Origin of the sequence: Dokdonella sp., from assembly GCF_041395345.1 — a bacterium.
Lineage (GTDB): Bacteria > Pseudomonadota > Gammaproteobacteria > Xanthomonadales > Rhodanobacteraceae > Dokdonella.
In genome coordinates, this window is record NZ_JAWLAR010000035.1 from 1 (window position 1) to 4,481 (window position 4,481).

Here is a 4,481-nt window from a genome sequence, read left to right on the forward strand (position 1 = left end):
CTTGAACAACGTGGCTGATCCACTCCCGGCGATCATCCGCCGGCGATGTAGCGTCGACGGTGCGCATCATTGTCATCGGGCCCGGTGTCTGCCGTCACGGCTCTCCCGCGCGATGCGCTCGTGCCCGAATGAGCGCTGTGAGGACATGGATTTCCCGTCGAGCCGCTGCCGGACAGGCGCGGGCCCCATCTCAGTATTCGGCTGATGCCTGCCGCGCGACTGGCGGCATGCAGGGAATCGGCATTCGTCGGCGCAGGCGCGCACATGGCCAGCCTGTCGAAATCTGTTGCCAGAGGCGGGACAGCATGCTAGAAATTGGCAACTTGTGAATATAGATTCACATCAGATATCGCATGATTAGGCAAGCAGCGGCCGATCAACGAGGAGTGAACTATCGTTCACGATTGCCCGAGCGGACCAGAGGCCAGGGGCAGCAGTGCAAATGGGGGGAAGTAATGATCCGTCGCACCTTGTCGCCGAGTCTTCGGCCGGTTGCCCGGGGCTTGAGTGCGCGGGACCTCCCGGCTCCCGCAATTGAGTGATCGAAGGCACCTCGTCCGCGGAAAGAGAAGCGGATTCATTGTCTCGTGGTTCTTTATCGGAGATTGATCATGACGTTCACGAAGGACAGCTGTCTCAATGTGATCCACGCATTGCTGATCTGCTCGATCGCGGCGGCATCGGCGCCGGCCGGGGCGCAGTCGGACGACGCAAGGAAGGCATCAGGGTCCGCGGAGGCGAAGCGACAGGCAGTCACGCAGTCGGATGCAGAGCGCAAGGCTCGCTACGAGGAATACAGCAAGACCTGGAACTCGGGCAATGTCGAGGCGCTCGCTGCGGGCTATACGCTCGATTCAATCACGCTGCAGTGGGGCGGGCAGGTTCTCAGTCTCGAGGAGTTCAAAAAGAGGCTGCCCGCGCTGACCAAGATCAAGACATCGGGAACACCCATCTATCGCATCGAAGTGGGTGACTATGCCCTGGGCCACAGCCGCTGGGTCAGCCAGGTAGGTGACAGCACCAGGACCACGGAATCGTACGGGGTTTTTCGGCGTCAGCCGGATGGCCGATGGCTCGTCGTCATCGACGATCCGGGCATCAAGGAACCCGTTCCCACGCATCTGGGTGACGTGAGTGAGTACGAGAGGTTGTGGAATGCAGGCGATGTCGATGCGATCGCAGCCATGTACTCGTACGACTCGGTCACGCTGCAGCCCGGCGGAAAACGGCTCAATCGGCAGGAGTTCAAAGCGCTGCTCCCCCAACTGATGAAAGCCAAGGTGCAGGGGCAGCCCATCTACCGCATCGAGGTCGGTGATATCGCGCTGGAACAGAGTCGCTGGACCAGCAGGATCCCCGGAGAAAAAGGCGTTGAAACGGTGGTGACAGACTCCTATGTGATGAGCCGTCGCCAGCCTGATGGCAGCTGGTTGATCGTCGTCGATGACCCGGGACTGGAGTGAACCTGGCAGTGCATGGACGTCGGTGATGGGTTGCTCTCTCGCAGTCGCCGGGCCATCGAACCGGCGGGCGCTGCGACGATGACCGAATCCCGCCCGGTACACCGGGAGCCCCGTTTGGCAGCGCACCCGACCTCATCAAGGGGCTCGGGAGGCGGGGTACCCACGCCTTCCGAAGGCTTAATACGACGTAAGAGCAGCAATGAGGCAGTGCGCGAATGCGTGATACCCGCAAAACCTAGTGGAGACAAGCGAAGGTGATCGATCAGTACCCGTCATTTGGCACTGGTGCTTCCCTTGCCAGTGCTTTTCTCGACATCCTCGACGACATGGCGCAGACGCAGCCGCCGGATGCGCCAGTCCTGGAAGAGGTCATCGTGACCGCCGAGAAGAAGGCGGCATCGATGCAGGATACGCCGATCTCGATAGCGGTCTTCGGCAGGGAGCAGATTGAAAATCTGCGGGTCCAGGACATTACGGACCTGGGCAGCTTTGTGCCGAACATGCAGCAAACGCCGCATCCAAGTTCATCTACCAGTCCCCTGATCACCATTCGGGGCATCGGGTCCTCCGACAACCAGATCACGCAGGACCCAAGCGTGGCGATCTATGTTGACGGCGTGTACGTGGCGCGCAACCAGGGCATGGCTGTGGACGTGGCCGAGCTCGAGCGAGTGGAGGTCCTGCGTGGACCGCAGGGCACGTTGTATGGCCGGAATGCCACAGGCGGCGCAATCAACTTCATTACGCGAAAACCAAGTCGGGATGCTGTCGAGTTCGATGCAACCCTGACTGCAGGCAACCGCGACGCCCTCGAGGGCAAGATTGCGGCCAACATCCCGGTCGGCGAGAATTTTGCGGGCCGGTTGTCCTTTATGGCCAGGCAGCAGGACGGGCCTGTCAGGAACGCGGGCACTGGCGAAGACACCTTCGGCGCTGAAGACCGGCAGGCAATGCGTGCGGATCTGCGTTGGCTGCCGACGGAGGCGCTCGATGTGCGCTACACCTTCGACCGCTCCGAGATCGCCGGCACTTCGCCGTACATTGCCTACACACCGCGATTGCCGGGTTCGCCGGCATTCGCCGATCCCCCGACCAGGCCGTCGAGCAGCAGCCCTGCGGTCAGCGATTTCCGGCCGAACGATATCGCAATCAACGGGCATTCGCTCACCGTTGACTGGAAGCTCTCCCCCGGTGTTGCGCTGAAGTCCATCAGTTCCTATCGAGAGCTGGATGATGCCACCTACCAGGATTTCATGTCGGGTAGAGCCGGACCGACGGATCCGGCTGCGCTCATCAGTTCCACGGCAATGTCACACGACCAATGGAGCCAGGAGTTCCAGCTGCTGGGGTCGGCGTTCAGTGACCGCCTCGAGTACCTGCTGGGGCTGTACTACTTCGAAGAGGAGGCCGATGGCCTAGGCAAGGCGCACATCCCGGCGAGCGGAGTGGATTCGCTGACGTTCAGTGATATTCACAACAAGGCGTTTGCGGCGTATGTCCAGGGCACTTACACGCCGCGCGTTCTCCAGGACCGGCTCGGGATAACGCTGGGTGGGCGGTGGTCACGGGATACGCGAGAGGCCGGATTGACGCAGCAGGTTGCATTTCAGGGCTTCGTCATCAGCGAAAGCAGCGCCACAGGTGACGATACGTTCACAGATTTCAATCCCAGTCTCGTCGTCGCGTATGACGTGAACGACAGCGCGAACGTTTATGCCAAGGTTGTGGAGGGTTACAAGAGCGGTGGCTACAACGTGCGAGCAAGTTCCGTCGCGGCTTTCGAGAGGGGGTTTGGCCCGGAACAGGTGCTGTCGTACGAACTCGGATTGAAGTCCGAGTGGTGGGCCAGACGCCTGCGCTTGAACGCAGCCGCCTTCTATACGGATTTTGACGACATGCAGGTGACGCTGGCCAATGTCGCAAATCCGACGACGGCCGATACACTCAATGCCGGGACGGCAATCATCCAGGGTGCGGAAATCGACGTCACGGCCCAACTCACGAACAACCTGATGGTGGCGCTGGGGTATGGCTATCTGGATGTCGATTACAAGAAGATCATCGATGAGGCCGGGGTGAATCATGCCGATGACTATCGACAGTCCATCCCGGCGCACACCTATAACGCGCAAGTCACATACGAGTTCCCTGCTACGCCGATAGGCGCGATTACGGGGGCCGCGGTATACAGCTGGCAGAGCGATAGCCTGAACATCGTCAGGACACAAGGCGACTACGAGTATCCGGGTTACGGGTTGCTGGATGCCCGGCTTACCCTCAGTGCGATTCCTGGTTTCGCCAAGGGAGAGCTCAGTATTGCGCTATGGGGCAAGAACCTCACGGACGAAGAGTACTGGACGCGCAACTACGGGCTCTTTGGCGGGTATCTTCTGTGGGGTGAGCCGCGCAGTTATGGTCTCGATGTGACCTACAGGTTCAACTGACCCTCAACGACTGTCGTTTGACCTTCCGGGCGCCGTGCCTGGCGAGCCTGTCAGGACCTGACAGGCTCGCGTCGCGCGGCGGCGGTCCGTGATTGTCGCCCCGCAATCAATTGACCGGCGAGGACATCGTCGTGAAAGATGTGGTGCCGACAGTTTCCCGCAGCCGATGTTGCTGCGAGCGGGGAAGAGGACGTGATCGCAAGGCTGGACCTGAAAGGCGACTTTATCCCGGATACGCTCGCGGCGCAGGTCGGCGGCCGCCGCTCCACGCGCCGACGCCGCGGACATGGCCTGCTTTGAGGCGAACTGCAGTCGCTGCCCGCGCCTCGTCGCTTACCGGCGCGAGTCTCGCGTGCATTACGCCGGGTATTTCGGCGCGCCGGTGCCGCCGTTCGGTACGGCCGATCCGCGCCTGCTGATCGTCGGGCTCGCGCCCGGGATGCACGGGGCGAATCGCACCGGGCGGCCCTTCACGGGCGATTTTGCCGGCATCCTGCTGTACGAGAGCCTCTACGCGCTCGGCCTGTCCTCGCAGGCGCAGTCGATCTCCGCGGACGATCCGCTCACGCTGCAC

General features: G+C 61.5%; 3 protein-coding genes. All 3 read left to right on the top strand.

Going from position 1 to position 4,481, the window contains the following annotated elements; translation table 11 throughout:
- The first annotated feature begins 611 nt into the window (after positions 1 to 611).
- Positions 612 to 1,463, top strand: coding sequence for a DUF4440 domain-containing protein (locus R3F00_RS17865; RefSeq protein ID WP_371283082.1), 852 nt, complete (start codon positions 612 to 614; stop codon positions 1,461 to 1,463).
- 254 nt (positions 1,464 to 1,717) lie between these two features.
- Positions 1,718 to 3,907 carry a TonB-dependent receptor gene (locus R3F00_RS17870; RefSeq protein WP_371283083.1) on the top strand — a complete coding sequence of 730 codons (2,190 nt, stop codon included), beginning with the start codon at positions 1,718 to 1,720 and terminating at the stop codon, positions 3,905 to 3,907.
- Between the two features lie 286 nt (positions 3,908 to 4,193).
- Positions 4,194 to 4,481, top strand: a 288-nt coding sequence (locus R3F00_RS17875) for a uracil-DNA glycosylase family protein (RefSeq protein ID WP_371283084.1), incomplete at its 3' end; no start/stop codon positions are given.

Bases quoted from the DNA above. Each gene is read 5' to 3' on its own strand.
- R3F00_RS17865 (WP_371283082.1), top strand. From the start codon at position 612: ATGACGTTCACGAAGGACAGCTGTCTCAATGTGATCCACGCATTGCTG.